Annotated in this window: 18 protein-coding genes and 1 pseudogene; 10 read left to right on the top strand and 9 right to left on the bottom strand. The window is 63.7% G+C overall.

Annotated features, from left to right (window positions below; all coding sequences use genetic code 11):
• Positions 1–4: 4 nt before the first annotated feature.
• The 5 genes from ACWIVK_RS07760 to ACWIVK_RS07740 all read right to left on the bottom strand — a co-directional run bounded on the left by ACWIVK_RS07760 (position 5) and on the right by ACWIVK_RS07740 (position 2,903).
• Positions 5–943, bottom strand: coding sequence for a YidC/Oxa1 family membrane protein insertase (locus ACWIVK_RS07760; protein ID WP_448576074.1), 939 nt, complete (start codon positions 941–943; stop codon positions 5–7).
• 44 nt (positions 944–987) lie between these two features.
• Positions 988–1,197: a membrane protein insertion efficiency factor YidD gene (yidD, locus tag ACWIVK_RS07755; RefSeq protein ID WP_448576073.1), complete on the bottom strand. Its 210-nt coding sequence runs from the start codon at positions 1,195–1,197 to the stop codon at positions 988–990.
• Positions 1,194–1,583, bottom strand: coding sequence for a ribonuclease P protein component (gene rnpA, locus ACWIVK_RS07750; RefSeq protein WP_448576072.1), 390 nt, complete (start codon positions 1,581–1,583; stop codon positions 1,194–1,196). The genes yidD and rnpA overlap by 4 nt, the downstream gene beginning before the upstream one ends.
• Positions 1,584–1,590: 7 nt before the next feature.
• Positions 1,591–1,761, bottom strand: a complete 171-nt coding sequence (gene rpmH, locus ACWIVK_RS07745) for a 50S ribosomal protein L34 (protein ID WP_015922041.1) — start codon at positions 1,759–1,761, stop codon at positions 1,591–1,593.
• A gap of 92 nt (positions 1,762–1,853) precedes the next feature.
• Entirely contained in the window at positions 1,854–2,903 is a 1,050-nt protein-coding gene (locus ACWIVK_RS07740) for a serine hydrolase domain-containing protein (RefSeq protein ID WP_448576071.1), read from the bottom strand.
• 295 nt (positions 2,904–3,198) lie between these two features.
• Here ACWIVK_RS07740 and ACWIVK_RS07735 point away from each other — a divergent pair.
• Positions 3,199–6,726: pseudogene (locus ACWIVK_RS07735) on the top strand (HD domain-containing phosphohydrolase); the annotation flags it as partial.
• Between the two features lie 60 nt (positions 6,727–6,786).
• Here the strand turns inward: ACWIVK_RS07735 and ACWIVK_RS07730 are convergent.
• Both ACWIVK_RS07730 and ACWIVK_RS07725 read right to left on the bottom strand, forming a co-directional pair.
• On the bottom strand, positions 6,787–7,554 hold the full coding sequence (locus ACWIVK_RS07730) for a heparan-alpha-glucosaminide N-acetyltransferase (protein ID WP_448576070.1): 768 nt from the start codon (positions 7,552–7,554) through the stop codon (positions 6,787–6,789).
• A complete protein-coding gene (locus tag ACWIVK_RS07725) occupies positions 7,551–8,813 on the bottom strand; it encodes an MFS transporter (RefSeq protein WP_448576069.1) in 1,263 nt (420 codons plus the stop codon). Before ACWIVK_RS07725 ends, ACWIVK_RS07730 begins: the two co-directional genes overlap by 4 nt.
• A gap of 620 nt (positions 8,814–9,433) precedes the next feature.
• Between ACWIVK_RS07725 and ileS the strand changes: the two genes are divergently transcribed.
• The 4 genes from ileS to ACWIVK_RS07705 all read left to right on the top strand — a co-directional run bounded on the left by ileS (position 9,434) and on the right by ACWIVK_RS07705 (position 15,747).
• Positions 9,434–12,613 (top strand): isoleucine--tRNA ligase, encoded by a 3,180-nt coding sequence (ileS, locus tag ACWIVK_RS07720; RefSeq protein WP_448576068.1) that lies wholly within the window; start codon positions 9,434–9,436, stop codon positions 12,611–12,613.
• Entirely contained in the window at positions 12,610–13,371 is a 762-nt protein-coding gene (locus ACWIVK_RS07715) for a class I SAM-dependent methyltransferase (RefSeq protein WP_448576067.1), read from the top strand. The genes ileS and ACWIVK_RS07715 overlap by 4 nt, the downstream gene beginning before the upstream one ends.
• Positions 13,372–13,552: 181 nt before the next feature.
• Positions 13,553–14,539 (top strand): amidohydrolase family protein, encoded by a 987-nt coding sequence (locus ACWIVK_RS07710; RefSeq protein ID WP_448576066.1) that lies wholly within the window; start codon positions 13,553–13,555, stop codon positions 14,537–14,539.
• Between the two features lie 17 nt (positions 14,540–14,556).
• A complete protein-coding gene (locus ACWIVK_RS07705; RefSeq protein ID WP_448576065.1) occupies positions 14,557–15,747 on the top strand; it encodes a diphosphate--fructose-6-phosphate 1-phosphotransferase in 1,191 nt (396 codons plus the stop codon).
• 59 nt (positions 15,748–15,806) lie between these two features.
• On the opposite strand, the gene ACWIVK_RS07700 is transcribed toward ACWIVK_RS07705, so the two are convergent.
• Entirely contained in the window at positions 15,807–16,100 is a 294-nt protein-coding gene (locus tag ACWIVK_RS07700; RefSeq protein WP_448576064.1) for a putative quinol monooxygenase, read from the bottom strand.
• Positions 16,101–16,345: 245 nt separating this feature from the next.
• On the opposite strand from ACWIVK_RS07700, the gene ACWIVK_RS07695 reads away from it, so the two are divergent.
• From ACWIVK_RS07695 to ACWIVK_RS07675, 5 genes are all read left to right on the top strand, one after another.
• Complete coding sequence (locus tag ACWIVK_RS07695) at positions 16,346–17,083, top strand: aspartate/glutamate racemase family protein (protein ID WP_448576063.1); 738 nt, start codon at positions 16,346–16,348, stop codon at positions 17,081–17,083.
• Between the two features lie 496 nt (positions 17,084–17,579).
• Complete coding sequence (locus tag ACWIVK_RS07690) at positions 17,580–18,041, top strand: FixH family protein (RefSeq protein ID WP_448576062.1); 462 nt, start codon at positions 17,580–17,582, stop codon at positions 18,039–18,041.
• Positions 18,042–18,052: 11 nt separating this feature from the next.
• Positions 18,053–19,492: a 4Fe-4S binding protein gene (locus ACWIVK_RS07685; RefSeq protein WP_448576061.1), complete on the top strand. Its 1,440-nt coding sequence runs from the start codon at positions 18,053–18,055 to the stop codon at positions 19,490–19,492.
• Between the two features lie 13 nt (positions 19,493–19,505).
• On the top strand, positions 19,506–20,069 hold the full coding sequence (locus tag ACWIVK_RS07680; protein WP_448576060.1) for a hypothetical protein: 564 nt from the start codon (positions 19,506–19,508) through the stop codon (positions 20,067–20,069).
• Positions 20,066–20,686 (top strand): SCO family protein, encoded by a 621-nt coding sequence (locus tag ACWIVK_RS07675; protein WP_448576059.1) that lies wholly within the window; start codon positions 20,066–20,068, stop codon positions 20,684–20,686. Before ACWIVK_RS07680 ends, ACWIVK_RS07675 begins: the two co-directional genes overlap by 4 nt.
• Positions 20,687–20,750: 64 nt before the next feature.
• On the opposite strand, the gene ACWIVK_RS07670 is transcribed toward ACWIVK_RS07675, so the two are convergent.
• Entirely contained in the window at positions 20,751–22,145 is a 1,395-nt protein-coding gene (locus tag ACWIVK_RS07670; protein WP_448576058.1) for an aminotransferase family protein, read from the bottom strand.
• Positions 22,146–22,976 lie beyond the last annotated feature (831 nt).

Below are 22,976 nucleotides of genomic sequence, written 5' to 3'. Positions count from 1 at the left end.
GCGGTCACGACTGCCGCTTGTTCCGCGGTCGCGAGCGACGCGGCACCAGCGATGCGGGATCGAGCGGAGGCTGCGCAGCAGGCGAGGCGTCAGGCGCAGGACGCTCGGTCCGACTCGACTCGACGACCGCCTCCGACGCGGAGATCTGGGACTGTGCGTGGGCCTGTTGAAGAAGCCGCGCCCACAACCCGCCCCGCTCGGCATTGGTGCTCTTCGCTCGCTTTTTGGGATCGACATACCCCAACCGCCGGTGCTCCGGCAACTCGGGCAGGAACGGCAGCCAATCGCGCATCGCTCCCCACCCAGTGATCAACCACTGCTGCACCACGCTGTACACCGCCGAGACGACCCAATAGAGAACGGGACCAGCAGCAAAGTTCCAGCCGAAGAGAACGACCATCAACGGCATGAAGAGCATCATCGAGTACATCATTTGCTGCTGCGGGTCCTCGAATCGCCGGACACCGGCCGGACGCGTCATCCGAGTCTGGATGAACTGGAAAAGACCGGCCAAAATCGGCAAGATGTGCAGAGGATCCGGCTGCGCGAGATCTGGAATCCAAAGGAAACCGTGCGCCCAGGCGCCGACCTGGCTGAGCGACAGATTGCGGATCGCGAAGTACAAGCCGAAGAACACCGGAATCTGGAGGAGCATCGGGAGACAACCCGACATCGGATTGATCCCATGCTCCTGGTACAGCTTCATCATCTCTGCCGAGAGACGCTGGCGATCCTGCCCGTACTTCTTCTGCAGTTCGCGAATCTTCGGCTGCAGCTCCTGCATCGCCTTGGTGGAGCGCACCGATTTGATGGTGAGAGGCAACAGCAGCGTCTTGATGAGAATCGTGAAGAGGATGATCGCCAGTCCAGCGCTACCCGTCACTTCAGCAGTGCGGGCCAGTCCCCATTCGATGACATAGACGAACTGATCCCAAATGATCAAGTCGACCTCCTGGATGTCTCAGGTCTTCTCGTGCAGTGCATCCGTCACGGCACAGGATCGTACCCGCCTGGGTGGAAGGGATGACAGCGGAGCAGCCGCCGCACCGTCAACACGCCTCCCTTGATGATACCGTAGCGGGAGATCGCCTCATAGCCGTACTCCGAACAGCTCGGGTAGAACCGACAGGCGGGCGGCAATCCCGGTGAAATGAACCGTTGGTAGAAGCGAATCAGCAGCAGAGCCAGCTTCGTCATTCCACACCGTGTTCGCGTTGCGCGTGTGGCTCAGTGCCTTCAGGCCTCACGAGCCCGGCGCGATCGAGGAGGTCCTCGACCGCTGCGACAACTTCATGATACGTCATCGCTGGATCCGCGAGGGGCCCGCGGGCGACGAACACGATATCGTACCCCTGGCGCAACCGTCCATGCAGGTGGCGAACAGCCTCTCGCAGCCAGCGTTTCACCTTGTTGCGACGCACAGCTTTACCGATACGCCGCCCGACCGCGAACCCGTACCGATTCTCTCCCAGCTGATTGGCAGCGAAGCTCACGACGAGCAATCGGTTGCTGACCGATCGGCCCCGGCGTCGGACTCGTTCGAACTCGCTGGATCGGCGGAGCCGATACCGCCGCGCGATCACGGACGATCTATCGCTTGCTCGGCGTGATCTTCTTCTCGTCGGAAACCGTCAGCTTCCAACGCCCTTTCAGACGCCGCCGCTTCAGGACCGCTCGGCCACCGCGCGTACTCATACGAGCCAGGAAGCCATGCACGCGCTTTCTCCGCAGGCGTTTCGGCTGATACGTTCTCTTCGGCACGGCTCAGCTCCCCACTCGGGACTGTCCGACACAAAAAAGCCCGCGCCGGCGTTTGCCGTCACGGCGCGCTCAGTATACCACGTTCCTCTCGGTCACGTCACGGCCGCCACGACGCCGTTCAACACCGCCGCCACCCGCAGGATGAAACGCTCCCGCCCGGTATTGAGATGCCGATTGGACACGAAAGCCACGAGGAGATCGTGCGCCGGATCGTACCAGACTGCACAACCGGTCGCTCCGGTATGCCCGAAGGCAGCCGGCGAGAACAGGTCGACTTCGCCGAAATAGCCCCCACCCACTTCGAACCCGAGCCCCCAACCCGGTAGCCCGAGCGAATCGGGTGTTTGCCGCCTCGTCATCGCCGCCACCGTAGCCCGCGACAGAAGTCGGCCGGGCGCATGCGGCGTGAAGAAAATGAAGAAGCGCACGAGGTCGGGGAGACTCGCCACCACTCCCCACGCGGGATGGGCCAGGCGAAGTCCGTACTCCGGCCCGTACATCGCCCAGCGGGTTCCCTCTCCTAACATGCCGACGACGCGAGCGATCCGTCCGGCCTCGCTCATTCCCCGCAATGGGAAAAACGTGTCCGTCAGCCCAACCGGCTCCAGCAGGGTCACCCGTACGAGATCAGGAAAATCCTGGCCAGTCACCCGCTCTGCCAAGACTCCCAGCACAGCGTACCCGAGGTCGCTGTAGCCGATCTGGCTCCCAGGCGGGAAAACGAGCGGCTCAGTGAACGCTGCCTCGATCAATTCGTCGAGCGGCAAACCTTGCCGTAACAACGACTCCATATCGAGCGGTTCGTACGCGAGACCCGACGTATGGGTCAGAAGGTGCCGCACTGTGATCGCTCGCCGCTCGTCGCTGTCGAACTCGGGTAGGAACGTCGCGACTCTCGAGTCGAGGCTGAGGAATCCGCGCTCGACGAGGGCCAGCACGGTTGCCGCCGTGTACACCTTGCTCACCGATGCCAGGGGCCACAGCACGCGCGGACCAGCCGGCAGCCCTGGTGCGGCTTCCCCTCCGTACCATTCCAGCACCAACTGCCCTCCGGTAACCACCGCGAGCCCCGCACCGTCGCACTCTCCTCGCTCGATGAACCGGGTCAGCAACTCGATGACCTTCTCGAACCGGGGGTCCACCGCTCCACCTCGCTCCTCACGCTCCCACCGAATCGCGCGCCTCCAGGAGACTGGTAACCGGTGCTCATTTGGTTGCACTGTAGCAAAACCGGGCACGGCGTGGCGCACTCGCTCCCCACATCCCCTCTCGGTACGGGTCGCGGTAGGACCATCGTCGCTCCGCGAGCAGACCACCGACGCATGTGAAACAGTCGGAACCCTTTAGAAACTGGCAAGTGTATAATTTCCCAAGCGGCAGGAGTCTGCACGGTTTCTGCCTTTCGATCGAAACCGTCTATCTCGGGAACGGCCGGGCATGCGCGAAACCAAGTCCGCTCGCATCGATGCGCTCCTGCGACAGGTCTTGCAGACACTAGTCGCCGTCGTCCAGGCAGATCTCGGCGGGTTTTTCGTCTTCGACGAGCGACTTACAGCCGTCGAACTCGGCATCGTCGAGGGAGTGCAACCCGCGGGAGCGCTCCCTCCGGTCGGCGTGCGGCGTCTGCCTCCCAAGGAGGTACCAACCGAGCGCTGGCTCGCTCGTCACCGCCGCCCGCTCCACCTGCATCGGCCACAGCACTGGCATCGGTTTCCCCCAGTCAATCCCGGTTTGCGCGCGCTCGCCGAGCGTGGCGCACTGGTCGGCCTCGTCCTCCCGTTGCTTTGGGAAAGCGAACTGGTGGGCGTCGCCTATCTCTGGCGACATCTCGCGCCTCGCCCGTACAGTCGCCGGGAGATCCGTACTGCCCAACAATGGTGCCGGCTCGCGACACTGGTCGCCTATGCGAGCCGTCTCTACCAGCGCGAAGCGAGTCTCCGCACCGATTTCGAGAAAATCCTCATCGTCGACCAGATGCTCGAGCGGACGGCAGACCTCGACGAGATCGCGCAGGCCTGCATCGAGGGTGTCGAGACAATAGCCGGAACCCGCTCGGGTCTACTCTGGCTCGACGCCGGAACAGGCACTCCGCACGTTTCCGCATTCGGCTCTGCACCGAGTCAAGTGGACTCGTTTCTCTTCGAGCGCCTCGCTTCCCTCGCGACGGACACGGAACGAGCGGCGGTCCTGACCCTTTCGACGGAGGACGCCCGCGACCTGCTAGGCAGCGCACTCGCTTTTCTTTCAGCTTCCGTGCGCGACGTGTTGGTCGCGGCCTACCGCGAGGATGAGCGACCACTCGTCTGCCTCCTCGCCTGGAACGACGATGGACGGCGTGCTCCGGAACTTTCGGGGCATCTCACCACTCTCCGCCTTCTACTCATGCAAGTCGGCGCAGCGCTCTCCCGTCTGGCGACGCGGCGGCAGCTCGAGCGTTCGGTCGAGGTGCTTCGGGCCTTGCTCGAGCTCTCTCGCCGGGTCGCCGTTGCCACCTCGATCTACGAACTCCTCGAAGACCTCGCGCGCCGCTTCCACGACTTCCTCCGCTACGATGCGCTGATTTGCCTCGAGCCGGACACCACGGCCCCAGATCTGCTCCGCATTTCCTGGGGGAGCGGGCCGATACCGGAGGCACGAGTCGGCCACCGTATCCCGATCGACCGCAGTCTGGCTGGTCACGCCTTTCGCACCGGTCGCCTGTTGCATGTTGCCGATACGTGGGAAGACCCCCGTACTCATCATCTCCCGGAACGCCCCTTCCCTTTGCGGACGTTGCTCCTCGTCCCGCTCCGGTACGACGGGTCGACTAGGGCTGTTCTCGGCATCGGGCGTACCGCAGTCGCGCCGTTCTCCCCATTGGAAATCGAACTGGTCAACATCCTGGCGCAAGAACTGGCGACTGGTCTGACGGTCGTTCACCAGCGCCAGCTCATTCTCCAGAACGTCGAGCTTCAGCAGTTTTTAGCAGACGTCGGTACCCTGCTGTTGCATGATCCTGATCCGCACGCCTTCGCCCGACCGCTCGTGACTCGGCTCACGCAAACGCTGGGTGGTTCGACCACGCTCGTGCTCCGCCTCCCGCTCGAGGACTCTTCGGTCATCGCCTCGTCCAGGCTTGACGGAGAAGGAACGGCGCTCGACCTCACCCCGCTCTGTGATCCTGCGTTCTTCGAGTGGCTCTCCCGGTCCAGCGCGCACGGCGTGTTGGAACTGACCGATACGAAGATCGTACCACCGCCATTCCAGCCCTCCCTTGCAACACTCCTGGCCGACCACGCTCGCCTCACGCTCGTTGCGCTCGTCGCGCACGACGTGCCGATCGGTTGCTTGCTCCTCGCTCGTCCGCTCACGCACCCGCTCGAGACCGTCCTGCTTCGCGAATTGCGAACGCGGCTCATCCACGTGCTCGACCGGTGGATCGCTAGTCGCGAGCAAGATGCGATCGCCTCGTTGGCGAGAGAGCTGAGCCACTCCCCCGACCTCGACACATTCGGACACCGCCTGTTGCAACACCTGCCGAGTCTAGTGCCCAGCGACTTCGCGGCCATCCTGCTCCTCGACGACGATCAGCACGCGTTCGTTCCCCTCGCGACGAGCCCTCACTTCGCGATGCTTCCAGCTGGCTGGTCGATTCCGCGTCGATCCAGTTGGCTCGGTCGGCTCGCCGAGCACGATGAGGTGACCATCGTGCCCGATTCTTCCACGTTTCCCTTCCTCGACTATCCGATACGTGTGGCCGCCGCAGGCCAATCTGCCTCGCTGGCGGTCGCACCACTGGTTGCCCGCGGGCAAACACGCGGGATGGTGGTTCTCGGCCGGTTCGGCACCGCGCGGTTCACGACGGTCGAGCAGCAGCGTCTCCGCAACCTCGTTCGGGTGATCGGGCTCGCTCTCGGCGATGTGCTCAACGCCGAACATGAGAGAGAACTGCATCGTGCCTCCGTCGAGGCCTTGGCAGCGGTCGTCGATGCCAAGGACCCGAGCACCCATCAGCACTCTCGTCGCGTGGCGACGATCGCCCGTATCATCGCGCGAGAGCTGGGGCTTCCCCAGCCCGAGATCGAAGAGATCGAACTCGCTGCCTTGCTCCACGACGTCGGCAAGATCGCGATTCCCGATGCGATTCTCCGCAAAGCTGGGAAACTCGATGCAGCCGAATGGTCGATCGTCTCCACGCACCCCGGCGTCGGTGCGCAACTACTCGCTGGGCACCCCCAGTTGCGTCGTATCGCCTCCCTGGTCCGGGCACACCACGAACGGTGGGACGGGCAAGGGTATCCGGACGGCCTGCGGGGCGATGCCATCCCGCTCGGCGCGGCCATCATCGGCCTCGCCGATGCTTTCGACACGATGACGACCGATCGTCCCTACCGACCAGCGCTCTCTCCTGCCGAGGCCCTGGCCGAAGTTCGCCGCTGCCGTGGGACGCAGTTCCACCCTGTCGTCGTCGACGCTTTCCTCCGGGCTTGGCACCGACCGGATGGGATCGCCGTCGCCCTCGCCGCGCACACCTTCTCCGAGCCGAGTGCGCTCGCGACGCAAGCTCTGCACACCATCGGCGAACATCTTGCGGGACTGACGACGATCGAGCGACTCGCTGAGGTGATCGATCTCGCGCTGTCCGGCGTCCTCACCTCCGACAATATCGTGCTGTTCGCCATCGACGAAGACGGTACAGCGCTGCGCGTCATCTACTCACGATTCGATCGAGATCGCGCGCATCGGGTACGGCTCCCGCGTGGCCAAGGGCTCGCCTGGCGCGCGATCGAGTCGGGACGCGCACTCTCGGTCGTCGTTCCGGAAGCACCCCCAGGAAGTGTCGTCATCTGGGGCAGCCGTGAGCTCTTCACCGTGCTCGCCGCTCCCGTCCTCGACGCCCAGGGTGCTCTGGGAGCGATCGCGGTCTCACGCACGGAGCAGCGGCGCTTTTCCGATACTGATGCGGAACTCCTCGCTAATATCGGACGGCATGTCGGACCGCTCTTCCGCGTCATCTGGTCGAACCAGACTCGAGCCGCCACGGCCTCATCCAAGCAGGCGTCGCACATCGATCAGGCCGATGGCGACGAGAGAGGCGATCAGCAGCGGCTGGTGAATCAGGTACAGGAGGAGGCTGTGCCGGCCGATCCACACCAAAGCCCGGACCGGGAGTCGATCGCTCCAATCCGGTAGCGACCACCGACGCCGTCCTTCACCATACCACCAACTCGCCACGCCCACACCCAAGAGAACCACCCCGAACCAGGGAAAGAGCGGCCGGAAATCGAAGGAGCGATACCCTTCCGGCACCAATCCTAACCAGAAGAACCACCGATTCCCGGGCAGAAGTGCCACGAGCCATCCGAGGAGTGCAGCCAGCCCGGCGAACCCGAAATTCCAGACCCCGAAGCGTAGGAGGGGCAAGGCCAGGAGACTCGCGAGCAGGATGAGATGGAGAATACCGAAGAGGACGACATCGGGCGGACTCACCAGCCAGGTGACCAGCGTGACCAGCCCCGCGGCCCCGCCCAAGCGGAGAGTCCGCCGCACGACGTGCCGCCAGTACCGTTCAGGGTGGTTCGCCCATCGGTACCGCGCGAGCACCAGCGAGATGCCGGCGACGAACAAGAACGTGCTAGCGATACCATCAGCGAAGAGGCGCCACCCCCCACTCGTCACCGCGATGGGCCATTCCCCGAACGCCGCCAAATCGAACGCCCCGTGGTAGATGACCATCGCGAGAAAGGCGAGGCCGCGCAACGCGTCGACTTCCCAACGGCGGCCGGCTACCGGCCGTGGCATCGAGGCGGTCATCGCGCCTCCGTGAGGGGTCGTCCCGGGGCCATCGTCGGCTGAACCACGCCCCCAGTCGCACAGGGACGCGCCACGACCCGAACCGGCCACACCACGGCCGCAGCCGCCAAACCCAGTGCGCCCGCCAGCACGAGCGAAAGCGTATAGTGGCCAGTCCAGTCGAAAAGGATCCCGGCGACCGCCGATCCGGCCGCCGTACCGATGGGCATCACCGCGAACAGCAAGCCGAAGATCGTCCCGAGGCGATGCCGGCCATACAGCGCTGCGCAGAGCGACGAGGTCAGTGGCGTCGTTGCGCTCCACGAAAAGCCGATGACCAGCGCCGCGAGAAGGATCCCGACGCTGGATGCACCGACGAAGAGCAAGAGGAGGAAGCCGAGTCCACGCAGGGCGTAGACGACCGCCAGGGGAAGACTCGTGCCGCTGCGGTCGAGCCACCAGCCCGTCGCGAAGGCGCCAGCGATACTCGCCCAGCCGGTGAGCGCCAGCCCTGTCGCCGCCACCGCGTGCCCGAGCCCGATCCGGGTCGCGTAGTCGACGAAATAGGTCATGACCCAGCCCATGGTGAAACCACAGACGAAGAAGCCGAAAGCGAACTGCCACCACGCCAACGAGCGCAATGCGTCGATGACGCTGCACCCCTGACTGCTCTCGACGCGCGAGCGGCCTGGAGAGTGGTCAGCGAGCAATCGGAACGCCACCGGCGCGAGCGCGACGAGCGCCAATCCGAGCAGCAAAAGTGCTCTGCGCCACCCGACGGCCGCCACCACTGCAGCCAGCAGGGGTACGACGAGTGCCTGCCCCATCGGATTCGCAGTCGCGACGACCGACAACGCTGTTGTCCGATTGCGGCTGAACCAGGCAGCGACGACCGGTGTCAGCAACGTCGGTGAAACCGTGGCCAAACCCAGACCGGCCAATGCACCCAAGCCGAGAGCGAGAAGGGTCGCGTCATGCGCCTGACCACCGAGTACGAGGCCCGCACCGAGCGTGGTGAGGCCGACGAGCGCCACGAGGCCAGCCGAGAACCGATCGACGAGCCAACCCACGAACGGTTGGGAGAGCCCGACGATCAGGACACTCAACGAGACGATCGAGCCGAGACGAGCATGACTCATGTGCAAGTCATGCTGGAGTTCCGGAAAGACGAGACCGACCAGAAACCGTCCCCCAGCAGCGGTCGCCATGATTGCCGTGACGGCAATCAGCGCGATCCATGTTCTGGCCGATGATCGCTGCGATCCGACCGACTCGGCCACCGCTTATCCTCCCCACGGTGCGAGTTACCCTCCCCACGATGCGTGTCGGACGACTCGCGCTTCCCTTGGCCGACCGCGCGGGATCGCGCGAGCCGCTCGGGCGCTCTCCGCTCGGTCGAGCGTTCGGCTTCTCCCCTGCATGGTCCCCGCCCGACGCACAGCGTGCTCGACACTAGCCAGAGCCCAAACGCGTGCGTGCTCGCGAGCGATCGCCGCTCGAACGGACATCATCGAGGTCGCGTGGTCGTCGCGGCGCTTTGGACTGACCGGGTTGCCGCCGCTCCAGCTGCGATGGTACCGTAGTTGTTCGGTAACAAGCGAACTGGCGAACAGCGAAGACGGAAGCGAGTACGTCGCGGCGGCCGAGCAGCGAGTCCGGGACGGTGCGAGCCGGGCGGCAACGACGCGGCGGAAAATCCTTCTCGAGCTGCTACCCGAACTGGCGTCCTCGTGCCACAGTAGGCGTAGCCGGGAGCTGCCCGTTACTGCAGCACTGAGTGGGTGCAGCGACCGCCTGCACCAACTGGGGTGGTACCGCGGGTGAACCCCGCCCTCAGAGTGGAGGGCGGGGTTTTCTGATCGAACAGGCAGATCGAGGAGATCTCAGGGAGGTGCGCAGGATGTTCGAGCCTGTTCCGACCAAAGACATCGACTTCCCAGCGCTCGAGCGCGCTGTCCTCCGTTGGTGGTACGAGCACGGCATCGTGCAGAAGTATCTCACGCGCAATGCCCAGAGTTCCGAGCGCTATTCCTTCATGGACGGGCCCATCACCGCCAACAACCCGATGGGCGTCCATCACGCGTGGGGTCGGACCTACAAAGACTTTTACCAGCGGTTCTATACCATGCTCGGATACCGTCAACGCTATCAGAACGGCTTCGACTGTCAGGGACTCTGGGTCGAGGTCGAAGTCGAACGAGAACTCGGGTTCACCTCCAAGCGGGACATCGAAGCATATGGAATCGACCGGTTCGTGGAGAAGTGCAAGGAGCGCGTCTTCACGTACTCGGCAATTCAAACCGAGCAATCGAAACGGCTCGGCTACTTCATGGACTGGGATAACTCCTACTACACCCTCTCCGACGAGAACAACTACGCCATTTGGCATTTCCTCAAAGTCTGTCACCAGAACGGCTGGATCTATCACGGGTACGATGTCATGCCCTGGTGCCCACGCTGTGCGACCGGGCTCTCCGAGATGGAAGTCAGCGAGGGCTACAAGGAGATTACCCATCTGAGTCTCTACGTACGCTTCCCGCTCGAGGGGCACGAGCGAGAAGCCTTGCTCGTCTGGACCACCACCCCATGGACACTCACCGCGAACGTCGCCGCCGCGGTGCACCCTGACCTTACGTATGTCCGCGTTCGCCAAAACGATGAGATTCTGATACTGGCCGAAGAAGCCGCCCGGCACGCGCTGCGTGGTCCCTATGAGGTGCTGGGGTATCTGAAAGGAAGCGACCTCGTCGGTCTTCGTTACCGCGGTCCCTATGATCATCTTCCGATCAATGCCCAGGTCGAACATCGGATCATCCCCTGGGAGGCAGTCGATCCCAGTGAGGGAACCGGGATCGTCCATATCGCACCTGGCTGCGGACGCGAAGACTATCAGCTCGGGAAGGAACATGGACTCGCCGTCATTGCCCCGCTCACGGAGGATGGCTATTACGTCGAAGGGTTCGATTGGTTGACCGGCAAGCATGTGCACAGCGTTGCTGAACCGATCGCCCAGGATCTCGCTCAGCGTGGCCTCCTCTACCGCCGCGAACCCTATCTCCACCGCTACCCCACCTGCTGGCGCTGCGGGACCGAGTTGGTCTTCCGCCTCGTCGACGAGTGGTTCATCGCCGTCGATCCCTGGCGGGAAAAGGTCATGGAGGCGGCTCGCCAGGTTCGCTGGATCCCCGAATTCGGCCTCGAGCGCGAACTCGACTGGCTGCGCAACATGGATGACTGGATGATCTCCAAGAAGCGCTACTGGGGGCTTGCGTTGCCGATTTGGCAGTGCGGGGAGTGCGGCTGGTTCGACGTCATCGGAAGCGAGGAGGAACTCCGCCAGCGCGCGGTCGAGGGTTGGGAACTCTTCGAGGGTCACACGCCGCATCGCCCCTGGATCGATGCCGTCAAGATCCGCTGCGAGCAGTGCGGCTCCCTCGCGAGTCGCATTCCCGATGTCGGTAACCCCTGGCTGGATGCCGGTATCGTTCCCTTCTCCACGCTGCGCTACCGGCACGATCGGGCCTATTGGCAGGAATGGTTCCCAGTCGATTTCATCACCGAATCGTTCCCCGGCCAATTCCGCAACTGGTTCTACTCGCTGCTCGCCCAGAGCACTGTCCTGACCGGCCGAGCGCCGATGAAGACCTGCTTGGGTTTCGCCCTCCTCCGCGACGAGAAGGGCGAGGAGATGCACAAGAGCAAGGGGAACGCCATCTGGTTCGACGAGGCCGCTGAGCGGGCCGGCGTCGATGTGATGCGATGGCTCTATTTGAAGCACAACCCAGCCCAGAACTTGAACTTCGGTTGGCGCTTACTGGACGAGGTTCGCCGAACCTTCCTGTTGCCACTCTGGAACTCGTACGCATTTTTCGCGAACTACGCACGGCTCGACGGGTTCCATCCCGCTCAGCACGATGTGCCGCTCGGCGAGCGCACCCTGCTCGACCGTTGGATTCTCGCTCGTCTCCAGCAGGTCATCGCCACCGTTCGCGAGCGGATCCGAGACTACGACTCGATGAACGCTGCGCGGGCACTCCAAGACTTCGTGGTCGAGGATCTCTCCAACTGGTACATCCGTCGCAACCGACGCCGCTTCTGGAAGACGGAAAGCGACCGAGACAAGGCAGCTGCCTATCTGACGCTGTACGAGGTCCTGGTCACCTTGACCAAGCTGCTCGCTCCATTCATTCCTTTCACCACCGAGCTCATGTACCAAAACCTCGTCCGTCGTGTCGACCCACAGGCACCCGAATCGGTCCATTTGACCGACTATCCCGAAGCGGATCTCACGAAGCTCGATCACGAGTTGGTGGCGGATATGAACTGGCTGCTGCGCGCGGTCGAACTCGGTCGTGCCGCTCGCAACAAGGCGAACATCAAAGTGCGCCAACCGCTGCCCCGAGCCGTCGTGGCAGCACGCGATCCGGCAGCCCGCCGAGCGATCGAGCGACTCGTCGACCAGTTCATGGACGAACTCAACGTCAAAGCGGTCGAGTTCGCCGACCGGCCCGAAGACTATTTGAGCTATCGGGTCAAGCCGAACTTGCCGGTCCTCGGGCCGCGGATCGGGCCCAAGCTGCCGGTCCTCCAGCGGGTATTGGCTGAAATCGATCAGCATGCGTTGGCCCGCCAGCTCCGAGCCGGCCGAACCGTCACGCTCACGCTCGATGGCGAGGAACTGGAGTTCGGTTCCGACGACTTCTCGGTCGAGCCAGTCGATCGGCCAGGGTTCGCGGCCTTCGAGGACCGCGACCTGCTCGTGGCTGTCGATCTCACGATCACGCCTGAGCTCCGGCTCGAGGGGCTGGCACGCGACTTCATCCGCGGCGTCCAGGAGGCTCGCAAGAATGCCGGGTTCGAGATCGACGAGACGATCGCGATCGTCTACCGCGCCGAGGGCGACTTGGCTGCGGCCGTCGAACGCTTCGCTGATTCCATCAAGCACGAGACGCTCGCCGTCGACCTGCGTCCCGGTGAACCCGAACGGGAGGATGGTCACGTCGAGGAGGTCAAGGTCGGTCGCGAGCGATTCGTCGTCGCTTTGCGCCGCGTCGGGCGCCTGGCTGAGGCACGTCGGTGACAGTCGATACGATGGCCGAGGAAGGGCACCGGACCGATACCGCGGCAGAGGCTCCTGATATGCCGGAGTGGGACGTGTCGCGTTATGGGCCATTGCGCGAGCGACTCGTCATCCTGCCACGCAGCCAGCGCTCTTGCACGCTCGTCCAGCCGGCTGACCTCGATCGGCTCCTCGACCTGGCTCAGGCCGATCCGGAGGAGCACCTTCCCTATTGGGCCGAACTGTGGCCCAGCGGGATCGCGTTGGCGGACGCTCTTCTCCTCGATCCGAGCCCGATTCACGGGCAGCGTGTCCTGGAACTGGGCTGCGGGTTGGGTCTCACCGCGATCGCTGCTCTCTGGGCCGGTGCCCAGCTGATTGCGACCGACTACAGCGCCGAGGCACTGTGGCTCACTCGCTGGAACTGTTCGAGGAACACCGGTCGTGTGCCGGATCTCTTCCGCATGAACTGGCGTCGTCCGAGTGAACAGCTCGCGCGCCTGATCGGTTCCAGCAGCATCCCGGTTATCCTCGCCGCCGATGTCCTGTACGAAGATCGCGATGTCGAGCCATTGCTTCGACTGGTCGAGCACCTGCTGGCGCCGGGTGGCTTGCTCTGGCTGGCGGAGCCGGGGCGACGGACAGCCACCACCTTCATCGAGCGACTGCGCCAGAAAGGCTGGTCAGACGAGGTCGCGACCTGGTCCGGTCCCTGGCCCGATGCTGGTGATACTGCAGTCGTCGTGGCCGTCCATCGTCTCCGACGACCGAGACGATGATTCGAGCCTCTTCTCCGCCATCGACGCTGGCCGACCGGAGGATAGAGCTGACACTGCTCGGCGGTCGCAGACTCGTCGCTACGGACCGAGCACGCTTCCACGCCAGGCCAGGCTTCCCCACCCGTGCGACCGATGCTACCCTGCAACCGACGAGGAGCAGACTGGGAGGAGAGTGAATCTCGTGCGCATCGACTGCCACACCCATTTTTACCCCGCGGCATATCTGCATGCGCTCGAAGCCGGGAGCGCGGGCACGACCCTGCACCGAGATACTGATGGCCGCATGGTGTTGCAGTATGCAGGCGACTACAACGTTCTCGCTCCAGCTCATCACTCGCTCGAGGCACGCCTTGCCGACATGGAGCGTGCCGGGATCGACATGGCGATCCTCTCCTTGACCACTCCCGGTGTGCATGGGGAGCGAGCGGAAGTCGGTGAACGACTCGCTCGTCTCGTCAATGACGAGTTCGCGGACATTCAGCGCCGCTATCCACAGCGTTTTCGTTGTCTCGCGACGCTACCCCTCCAGTCACCGGAAGCCGCTGCACGCGAATTGGAACGCGCTGTCCGCGAACTCGGACTCGTCGGTGCCATGCTGTTTTCCAACGTCAACGGGCGCCCGATCGACCTTCCTGACTTCTGGCCGATCTACGAGGCTGCTGAGGCCCTGGGCGCGCCGCTGGTCATCCATCCGACCAGTCCAGCTTTCGCCGATCACCTCCTTGACTATCGGCTGGTCGCCCTACTCGGCTTCGCCTACGATACGACGTTGGCAGCCGTGCGCATGGTTCTCGGCGGGGTGCTGGATCGCTTTCCGCGGCTGACTCTCATTCAGACCCATCTCGGTGGCGTTCTTCCCTATCTCGCGGAGCGTGTCCAGCGCGGCTACCGAGTCTATCCGGAACTTCGTGGCCGCCTCGAGCGCGATCCCATGGACTACTTCCGCGAGATGTACCTGGATACCGTCCTTTTCGATCCGGCCTGTCTCTTGCTCGGTTTGGCCTTCGTTGGTGAGGATCGGCTGCTCTTGGGGAGCGATCATCCCCACCAAGTCGGCGATATCGACAAGGCGCCGCGCGTCATCGAGGAACTCCCCATCGCACCTCGTGCCAAGCAGAAGATCCTCTCCGAGAACGCTCGTCGTCTTCTCGGTCTCGACCAGATATGAGCGGCAGTGGTGTGACGATGCCCGGCGAGACGCTCCTCGTCTTTCAGAGCGGTGGCCCCACCGGTGTCATCAACGCGACACTCGCCGGTGTCATCGAGCGAGCACGTTCGTGCGGCTACACTCGCGTGCTCGGCGCGCGGTACGGCATCACCGGCCTGATCACCGAAACGCTCGTCGACCTCTCCGGCCTTTCACCCGCTCAACTCGACCACCTCGCTCGCACTCCCGGTGCGGCGCTCGGTACCTCGCGCCAACGCCTGGACGACAGGAGCAGCCGAGCAGTACTCGCCACCTTACGCGCGCACCGCGTCACAGCGGTCGTCGCGATCGGGGGTAACGATACGGCGACGAGCGCACTCGCGCTCCTGACGGCTGCCCAACAGGCAGGTTACCCGTTGGCGGTCGTGCTCGCCCCCAAGACGATCGACAACGATCTCCCGGAAACGGATCACACTCCTGGCTATCCTTCGGCTGCTCGCTTCCTCGCGCTGGCGACGCGCGATCTCATGCTCGATTGCCGCTCCCTCGCGACCTTCTATGCATGTACCGTCCTCGAGGTGCAAGGACGGAATGCCGGCTGGCTCGTCGCCGCTTGCGGGCTCGCGATCGGCGAGTCACTGGCGACGCATCTGCAACTGGTCTTCCCCGAGCGCCCCCCACGATCGAGCCGCGATCTCGCTGAAGAGGTCGTCTCGCTCCAGCAACGGCTCGGCTGGCTCCTCCTCGTCGTCCCTGAAACCTTGCGTCGCCAAGACGGACGACCCCTGGCCGAGGCAGCGCCTCGCTGGGTCGATCCACACGGGCATCCCTACCCGCCGAGTCCAGCTGAAGCGCTCGCGCACGCGCTGGAAACCCTCTGTGGCGCACGAGCACGCGTCATCCGACCGGGAGCCTTGGCGCGCTGCTTCCGCGAGACGGTCGTCGAACTCGATCGGGAAGAAGCTCGCGCGATCGGACGAACCGCAGTGGAATGGCTGGCCACTGGTCAGTCGGCGGTCATGGTCGGCATCGAACGTCTCAGCGACGATCCGTACCGCGTACGGTTCCATCCGGTTCCGCTCCAGCGGGTCGCCGCCCACGAGCGCCGACTCCCGCCCGAGTTCATCAGCGAAGACGGTCGCCGAGCGACAGCAGCGTTCGCTCGCTACGCGCGACCACTCGTCGGGGAACTCGCTGCGCCAGAGACTCACCTTGGTTGGTCGCTCTGACCGATCGGTGCCAGAACCCCCAAACTTGTGTGGCGAGCCGCATCGTGAAGGCACGCGTCTCAGATCACGACGTACCCTTCCGCATCGCGATCGACCATCCGCCGCGCGTACCGTTCGAAGTCCGGAAGGCGCGGCAAAAGCTCTCCGAATAGACGCTCGTTGAACGCATTGTGTGCTTCCCTGCTTTCCCACCGTTCGACCCAAACGTAGCGGTATTCTTCGTCGAGGCGCACCAACTCCGACGAGATGCATCCCTCTGCCTCGCGGGCAGCAGCGATCAAAACCCGAAACGCTTGTTCGAACTCGGGTTGCATCCCCTCTTCCACTTCGAAGAAGCTCAAGTCGACGAACATCCCTTTCCCCCGATCTCATCATCGCACTCGATCCTGCTCTTCACCTGGCTCCCCGTCAAGCGCGCCACTGAGCCCACGAGCTCGACCATCGAGCCTGATGCGAACCGACCGGCGAGGCACGACTTCCCATACTGGCTCTTGGAATGCCCAGAGAGCGACCCGATGGAGTCCGTTCAGTGACCTAGGCGGGTATTGCGTCATCGCCTATCCTGATGTGCGGCATCGTTGCGGCTAGGAGGGAAGCTGTGACGAGGCGATCGATCATCGGCATTCTGGGCGGAATGGGACCACTCGCGACTGTCGACCTCTATCGAAAGATCATCGAAGCGACGCCGGCCGAACGCGATCAGGATCACCTGCATGTCATCATCGACGCCGACCCGTCGATTCCCGACCGGACGGCAGCCTTGCTCTTCGGTGGACCGGACCCCACGCCTTGGCTCCTGGCCAGTGCGCAGCGCTTGGAACAGGCTGGTGCAGACTTCATCATCGTTCCCTGCAACACTGCTCATGCCTTCTTGCCTCGTGTCCGAGCGAGTATCTCGATCCCTATCCTGAGCATGATCGCCGCGACCGCTGAGCGCGCCGCCGAAATCGTCACCACGGGATCGATCGTTGGCCTCTTAGCCACTGCTGGAACGATCGCCAGCCGTCTCTACCAGCAGGCGCTGGAGGAACGAGGCCTTCGGTGTATCGTCCCGGATGCCCAGTCGCAGGAACGAGTCAGCGAGGCTATCGCACTCGTCAAGGCGGGAAGAACCGATCAGGAAGTAGCCTCACTCGTCCTCGGGGCAAGCCGCGAGCTCATCGCACAGGGCGCAGCAGCGCTCATCCTCGGTTGCACCGAGCTTCCGATCGTCTTTCCGATCTCCGAGGTTTCCGTTCCCGTGCTCGATGCGACTCGGATCCTCGCCGAAACCGCTGTCCGCCTCGCCCGCGGTGAGCGTCCGCTCGCTGGACTCGCATCGCCCCTCCTCGTTTGAGTTCCGCACCTGTGCGGAAGGCGCCCAGATGGGCTCGATCGCTACACTTGCACTGCGGGCCGAAGAAGGCTCGCGAGGACGATTGCGAGTATGCCTGTAAACTCGCGAGCGCCTCTGGCGCTTGTCATCGTTATCGTCACGAGTGCGACGCTTTTCCTCTTCCCGAGCGAATGCTCCTGTGGAGCAACCGAGCCACATCCGCACGCGTTGTTCGAGCTACCAGGCCATCACCATCCACCAGGAACAGCCGGCGTGACAGCTGGCGAGCTGTCTGGTCCCCAGCTCGCTCAGCCCGGTGCGACCAGCTTAGCGAACTGGCTCGCCGCCCACGTGATCTTTTGGGACACGCCTCTCACGCTCGGTCTCGGCACGCTGACACCCCGTCCCGACCGAGAGCTGGCTCGGAACAGTCGTCCAGTCAGGCCCGAACCACCCCCGCCGCGTCGTGTGCCTCTCATCGAAGGTCGGCTTGTCGACGCGTCGAGAGGGGGTCGAGATGCAACGACTCTTCCGAGCTAGTGCCCTCGTCCTCACAGTGTTGATCGTCGTGCTGCCGATCGCGGCTTGTCGTCGGGGCGAAGCACGAGCCGAGCTCGTCACGCTCGACATCTTAGCCGTCAGCCCAGAACCACCGATCGTCGGCCCAGCGGAGATCCAGTTGCGCCTGCGCGATCAGCGAGGCCAACCACTGACTGGACTCGGCACGATCGAAGTCGAGGGCACCATGACCCATGCTGGAATGGAACCAGTGATCGTGCGAGCGCGGGAGGCGGATGACGGAATCTACGTGACGCAGGACTTTCGTTTCACCATGGCCGGCGACTGGATCATCATCGCCCGCGGCACCTGGAACGGGCGACCGTTCGAAGCGCGCGCTTGGATCGCCGGCGTGCGGGCAGGCACCGCACCCGCGACACCCACCCACGATCACGCGCCCCGTCCGACTCCTTCGCCCTGAGGAGCCGCGCGATGGCACGAGAACGTCGACGCACTCTGAGGGCCCCGGATCTCCTCGCGATCCCGCTGGTGGGGCGTTATCTGCGCTGGCGTCACGCACGGACGAGCGCGCAAGTCGTGTTGCTCCTCATGGCCCTCGTGCTCTCGTACGACGGATTCTTCGGCCCGCCGCTCGCCCCCAAGAACGTGGCTGGTGTCCTCCCCTGGGTCCACTGGCGCGGACTCGTCGTCCTGACTTTGTTGCTACTCGGCAACTGGTTCTGCTTCGCCTGTCCGTTCCTGCTCCCACGTCGCCTCGCTCAGCGCTGGTTCCGGCCGCAGCGGGCCTGGCCAGGCAGGCTACCCGGGAAATGGGTCGCCGTGCTGCTTCTCTTGGTCTTCTTCTGGGCATACGAGGCGTTCGATCTGTGGGCCAGCCCGTTTCTGACTGCGTGGGTTGCCCTCGCCTACTTCGTCGGCGCATTCGTCGTGGATGGATTGTTCCGAGGAGCGGCTTTTTGCAAGCATGTCTGTCCGATCGGACAATTCAACTTCGTTGGTTCGTTGCTCTCACCCACTCAGGTGACGATCCGCGAACCGGCAGTCTGCGCATCTTGTCGCACCAAGGACTGTATCCGCGGTCGCTTCAGCCCGCAGGGGACTCTCCTCCAACGCGGCTGCGAACTCGGACTCTTCCAACCGCGGAAGGTCGGCAACCTCGACTGCACGTTCTGTCTCGACTGCGTCCACGCCTGTCCATACGGAAACGTCGGGATTCGGCTCCGGCTCCCGCTCCATGACGAACTCGATCTCGAGCGGAATCGCTCCGGAATCGGGCCACTCACCGGTCGAACGGATTGGTTGTTGCTCGTGGTCGGCCTAACTGCGATCGGCTTCCTCAACGCCTTCGGCATGGTATCGCCGGTCTACCGTTTTCTGAGCTGGCTCGCTCGCGTCCTCGGAACGGCGAACGAATGGCTGCTGATCGCCATCCTCTTCGCCGGTGGGTTGGCGATCCTCGCGGTCACGGTCATCGGAGCGAGCTGGCTCACCAGTCGACTGGCGCGCCGTGGTTCGACCGGTTGGGTCGCCCGTCGATTCGCGTACACGCTCGCGCCACTCGGTTTCGGCATGTGGGCGGCGCACTATCTCTTCCACTTTTTCACTGGTGCGCTGACCATCCTGCCGCTCGCCCAGAGTTTCGTCCGCGACGTGACCGGACGAGCACTGCTCGGGGAACCGAACTGGCAGTTGGCCAGCCTCTTCTCGCTCCAGACGACCAGTGACCTGGTTGTCCTCGTCCTCGGGCTGGGAGTAGCTGGTTCCGTATTATGGACTCTTTGGTTGGGTCGCCAGGAAGAGTTCACGCTGGGCGCGCTCCTGCCTTGGATCGTCTTACACGCGTCGCTCTTTCTCTTCGGCGTGTGGCTGCTCGGGCAACCCATGGAAATGCGGGGTACACTGCTCGGGTGAAGGCAGGTGAGATATGCCTCCCAGTCAGTTGACTCGTGCGGTCATCGCCGGATTACTCGTCGTCCTGGTCACTACCTGGTCGGCCGCGGCCAATGGCGGACAGGTGCGAGTCGCAAATTATCCGATCGGTCCGTACGAGATCACGGTCTTCACGAGCCCGACGCCTTTACGGACGGGGACAGTCGATGTCAGCGTCCTCCTGCAGCATCGCGAGACGAAGGCGATCGTGGACGATGCGCAGATCGTCTTGACGATCGAGCCAGTAAGCGGTAGTCCTTCGCGGCAATATCCAGTCACCCGCGAGCAAGCGACGAACAAACTGTATTACGCTGCCGAGTTTCCGGTTGACCAGCCCGGCTCGTACCGGATGCGACTCGACGTTCGAGCACCCGAAGGCGCTGGAGCCGTCGAATTCGACGTCACGGTGGAGCGGGCCGGCTCCTCGCTCTGGCGCTCCTGGTGGCTCTGGGGTGCGATCGTCTTGCTGCAGATCCCGCTCTGGTGGTGGTTATTCGGGGACAGGACGCAAGTCCGCGGGCAGACGAAAACCCGGCCGACTCCGGCGAGCAAGCGATGACGCTCCGACGCCTTCGCCTGCTCCTCTGGATTCTCGCCCTTTCGGCGGTAGGTACCAGCGCCGGGATCGCGTGGTACCGCTGGTACGCTGCGCACCACACGGACTCGTGGGCCCTCGAGCTGGATGGGAGACCAGCCCCAGCTTTCCGACTCCTCGACCAGGACGGTCGGCTCGTCTCGCTCGACTCCCTCGACGGCGACCTGTTCGTGGTGACCTTCGCCTACACCACCTGCCCAGACACCTGTCCACTGACGCTCCGCAGACTCGTCGCCGCGCACCAGCGTCTCCCCACGTCTCTGCGCGACCGCGTTCGGCTGCTCGCGATCACCGTCGACCCCGAACGCGATACGCCTGAGCGGATCCGCCACTACGTCGTGGTCAACGGCTTCGATTCCTCTCTCCGCTTCTTGACCGGCGAGCGAGCCGCACTCGAGCCGGTCTGGAGTAGCTTCGGTCTCGCCGTCATGCGCCAACCGCTTCCCCACGGACAGTACGATGTCCAGCACACGGCCGTGACCTACATCCTCGACCGTAACGGATCGCTGCGCTATCTCATTCGCGACGAGGCGCTCGAGCCAGCTCGCCTCGCCGACCTGCTCGAGCGCCTCGTCAGGTGATTCGAGCCACGAGACCCATCGGAAACCGCGCTCGACGGTCAGGTCACCGCGAGCGCGTGAACGGTCAATCCCGAATCTCGCTGGCGAACTCGTTCTCCGTCTCGGTCAGTGCCTCGTCGATGATCGTCACGATGCGATCCAGTTCCTCGTAGGTGACGACCAACGGCGGAGCAACGTGCACGATCTCCCACACGCGCGTAAGCAGTCCCTTCTCGTTCATACGCCGTTCGAGCGCCTTGATGAAAGCACTGTTGCGCGGCCATTTCTCCTTAGTCGTCTTGCTCTTGACCAGTTCGATCCCGCACATCAGGCCCAGGCCACGCACGTCACCGACGGTCGGGTGACGGAGCAGCTCCTTGAGCCTTTCGAGCAAATACGCACCCTTCTCGGCGCTCTGTTGCACTAACCCTTCCCGCTCGAAGATTTCGAGATTCTTCAGCGCGGCCGCCGCCGCAACGGCATGCCCACCGAAGGTGAGCAAGTGACCGAGCGGTACTTCCTTCTGTTCCTGGAAAATTTGGAACACACTGTCGCGGACTGCGACCGCACCCATCGGAGCATAGCCGGAAGTGATGCCCTTGGCCATCGTCATCAGATCAGGAACGATCCCGAAGTGCTCAGCCGCGAACAGCTTACCGGTGCGGCCGAAACCGTTGATCACCTCGTCCATGATCAAGAGAACACCGTATTTGTCACAGATTTCGCGCAAACGCTGCCAATACTTGGGCGAGGGCACGTGGACGCCATTCGAGGTCGAGATCGGTTCGCCGATCACCGCCGCGACCGTCTCCGGATCCTGGTAGAGGATCTCCTGCTCGACGTAGTTCGCGCACATCAGATCGCCCTCTTCCCCTTCCAGTCCGAAGTCGTTGCGGTACCGGTTGGGCGAGGGGACATAGTACACCCCATACATGAAGGGCCCGAAGAACTTCTCGTTGCGCGATTGCGTCAACGACATCGCCCCGTACGTCATGCCGTGGTAACTGCCTCGCCGGGCGATGATCTTGTACCGCTTGGGAAATCCGCGCATTGCCTGGACTTGCTTGGCGATCTTGATGGCGCTTTCCACCGCCTCCGAGCCACCGGAGCAGAAGAAGACGCGATTCAGATCGCCAGGCAAGCGGAGCGCCAGCTCGTGTGCCAAGCGCACCGTCGCCACCGTCGTATGGTTGGCGGAAGAGACGTAGGCGAGCTTGGCCGCCTGCTCCGCCATCGCTTCGGCGATCTCCTTGCGCCCGTGTCCAGCGTTCACTACCCAAAGCCCGGACAACCCATCGATGAATTCGCGACCGTAGACGTCGACCAGCGTGCTCCCGTAGGCGCGTTCGAAGACGCGAAAACCTCGCTCCTCCGCGAGACGGATCCACTCGGCGGAATGGATCCAGACATGCTTGAGCGCTTCTTGCTCGAAATCCGGTGCGGTGCGTGGCTCCGGATGCACCGCTGCGACCTCAGTCATACGACACCCCCTGAAATCCCTCGTGACGGCCGAGCAGCCGTCGTCTCCAACGATGCGGACACGAACAGGGGCATTCCGAGAACCCTGTCTCCACCGTTCCGCACGCCTGTAGTCTCACACATTGCACCGAAGTCGGCAAGGGGGTTCCTTCGGGGAACGCTATCGGCACATCGTCACCGCTGTGAGACCTGAAACGTGCACTTGGAAAGAGCGAGCGTTCAGCGGTCGAGCAGCGAAGAGGATCCGGGAGGGCATCCTTCAGCGATACCCAGCACGCGCTCGAGACAGGCGAGGCTGGCATCGACGAGTGGCCGGAACGCCACCGCTCGCTCCGCCATTCCGAACCTGTGGGCTCAGCTCCGCTCACCCGTCGCAGACGCGGCGGCGTCGCTCACCCGCACCGCTGGCGCTGCAGGCCCCTGACACCGCACCTGAGCGGTCGCTGACGCAAGGGAAGGATGCGCTCGCCCCGATCGCGGCTGACCTCTTGCGCAGCGCTCATGATCCTGCTATAGTGTGAAGCTGAAGTCCTCACGGTGAGCCCGCGCAACGGTGCGCGTGCTTGTAGAGGAGGGAACGGAATGGCTGCATCGCTGCGGCGAACCGGCATCGTACTGTATTCGGACCGCACGACTCGTCTTCTTCTCCTCGACGAAGGTACCTCCCGTCCACGACCTTGCCAGAGGACAAGGTAACGCGCTCGCTGCCGATCCTGATTGCGCGGAGATTCGCGCTTCAGCGTCTGCAGGATCGGCTCGTCTTCGCTGTTTTCCAGTCGATCGGGGGAAAGGTCCTGCGTCGTTCGTCGTCTGAGAGCGACGACCTCAATGC

The sequence above is a fragment of the Thermomicrobium sp. genome (genome assembly GCF_053493975.1).
This window is presented reverse-complemented; position numbering and strand designations above follow the sequence as displayed.

What these genes read in the sequence shown, in the direction of transcription:
- yidD (WP_448576073.1), bottom strand. Translation starts at nt 1,197, where the DNA reads ATGACGAAGCTGGCTCTGCTGCTGATTCGCTTCTACCAACGGTTCATT.
- ACWIVK_RS07730 (WP_448576070.1), bottom strand. Translation starts at nt 7,554, where the DNA reads ATGACCGCCTCGATGCCACGGCCGGTAGCCGGCCGCCGTTGGGAAGTC.
- ileS (WP_448576068.1), top strand. Translation starts at nt 9,434, where the DNA reads ATGTTCGAGCCTGTTCCGACCAAAGACATCGACTTCCCAGCGCTCGAG.
- ACWIVK_RS07705 (WP_448576065.1), top strand. Translation starts at nt 14,557, where the DNA reads ATGCCCGGCGAGACGCTCCTCGTCTTTCAGAGCGGTGGCCCCACCGGT.
- ACWIVK_RS07700 (WP_448576064.1), bottom strand. Translation starts at nt 16,100, where the DNA reads ATGTTCGTCGACTTGAGCTTCTTCGAAGTGGAAGAGGGGATGCAACCC.
- ACWIVK_RS07690 (WP_448576062.1), top strand. Translation starts at nt 17,580, where the DNA reads ATGCAACGACTCTTCCGAGCTAGTGCCCTCGTCCTCACAGTGTTGATC.
- ACWIVK_RS07685 (WP_448576061.1), top strand. Translation starts at nt 18,053, where the DNA reads ATGGCACGAGAACGTCGACGCACTCTGAGGGCCCCGGATCTCCTCGCG.
- ACWIVK_RS07680 (WP_448576060.1), top strand. Translation starts at nt 19,506, where the DNA reads ATGCCTCCCAGTCAGTTGACTCGTGCGGTCATCGCCGGATTACTCGTC.
- ACWIVK_RS07675 (WP_448576059.1), top strand. Translation starts at nt 20,066, where the DNA reads ATGACGCTCCGACGCCTTCGCCTGCTCCTCTGGATTCTCGCCCTTTCG.
- ACWIVK_RS07670 (WP_448576058.1), bottom strand. Translation starts at nt 22,145, where the DNA reads ATGACTGAGGTCGCAGCGGTGCATCCGGAGCCACGCACCGCACCGGAT.